Source organism: uncultured Gimesia sp. (assembly GCF_937919775.1).
Classification (GTDB): domain Bacteria; phylum Planctomycetota; class Planctomycetia; order Planctomycetales; family Planctomycetaceae; genus Gimesia.
The window spans coordinates 1-1,681 of the sequence record NZ_CALFPF010000349.1; the positions used below are offsets into that span (position 1 = coordinate 1).

Annotated in this window: 1 protein-coding gene; it reads left to right on the forward strand. The window is 50.6% G+C overall.

Going from position 1 to position 1,681, the window contains the following annotated elements:
* Positions 1 to 286 precede the first annotated feature (286 nt).
* Complete coding sequence (hflX, locus tag Q0294_RS09710; RefSeq protein ID WP_299464032.1) at positions 287 to 1,639, forward strand: GTPase HflX; 1,353 nt, start codon at positions 287 to 289, stop codon at positions 1,637 to 1,639.
* Positions 1,640 to 1,681: the final 42 nt, after the last annotated feature.

The following is a 1,681-nucleotide window of genomic DNA, read 5'->3' on the forward strand; positions in this document are numbered from 1 at the left end:
AGGAATTTAAAGAATACTGGGAAGCCTGCACCCGGGCGGACGCTCTGGATGTCGTTTTAATGAAAACACACGTTTAAACATTTGTATCTTTCTGTTTTCAGGTAATCGGCGGCAGCCCGAAATTCAGCTCCCCTGTCAACTGTTTATGAACTTATCGATCAGATTTTGTGTCCTGAAAAATAAATAGCCTGTTCTCCCACTGATAACCTGTTAAAATGGGAAATAGAAGATGGAAGAACAAATGAGTCATCATACACCAGTCTATCCTAGATAAGGTTGAACATCCTTGGCGGATCCTAAACGAGAAGAGCTGCAAGTCAAAGCAAAAAAGGCCATCCTGGTCTCTGTTATTTCCCCTTCAAATCACATCGATAAAGACCAGGCGCTGGATGAATTGAAAGGTTTGGTCGAGACCGCCGGCGTCGAAGTTGTCGGCACCCTCGTCCAGAATCGGGAGAATCCACACCCGGCCACATGCCTGGGAAAAGGAAAACTGGCACAACTCAAAGGGATGGTGGACCAGGTCGATGCCGAGATTATCATTTTTGATAATAATCTCTCTCCTTCGCAAGGCAGAAACATCGAAGAGGAAACCGGGACCGTCATCGTGGATCGCAGTGAATTGATTCTCGATATCTTCGCGACGCACGCCAAAACCTACGAAGCCAAGCTGCAGGTGGAGCTGGCACAACTGCTCTATTTCCGTCCCCGGTTGAAACGACTGTGGACTCACCTGGAACGCATCGAAGGGGGCGTGGGTGCAGGCCGTGGTCCTGGGGAAAAGCAGCTCGAAACCGACCGTCGATTATTGGACCGTCGCGTGGCCGAATTGAAACGCAAACTCTCAGAAGTCGAACGCCGCCGAGAACGAACGGTCTCCCACCGGTTTCAGCACCTGACGGTTTCACTCGTCGGCTATACGAACGCCGGCAAGAGCACCCTGATGAATGCGCTCACGGGAGCCGATGTCTACATCGCAGACAAATTATTTGCCACGCTTGATACCCGGACCAGACGCTGGGAACTGCCCCACTGGGGAGAAATTTTACTCAGCGATACGGTAGGATTTGTCCGGGATCTTCCGCACCATCTGGTCGCCTCATTCAAATCAACGTTGGAAGAAGCCCGGCAGGCGGACCTGTTACTGCACGTCGTTGACGCCAGTAATCCGGAAGCCGAACAGCATATTAAAACGGTCTATAAAGTACTGGATGAAATCGGCATTGATTATGAGAATGCGATCCTCGTCTTTAACAAAACGGATAAGGTCGAGGACCGCTCAAAACTCGACGTCCTGCGTTTAAAATATAGTAACGCGATCAGTGTCAGCGCGATCTCAGGCGAAGGTCTGGATCGTCTCTCCCAAGCTGTGATCGACCGTCTGGCCTCCGGTTATGTCATCATCGAAGTCGATACCCCCGTCGGAAACGGAAAGCTGCTTTCTGAACTGGAAGACCATTCGCTGATCTTATCACGCGAATATTCCAATGATGACTCCCGCGTCACACTACATGCCCGTATTGCGCGACGGTTCCTGCCCATGCTGAAAATAAGTGAAGACACAGTGCTGAGAGTTCAGGGAGAAGAGCAGGTCGTGCCTCAGGACCTGGTCCCCGAGGAAACCGTCCATGAAGTCTGATCTCGTTTCCATGCTCTGCTAACTTTCACATCTCCGGTAAAT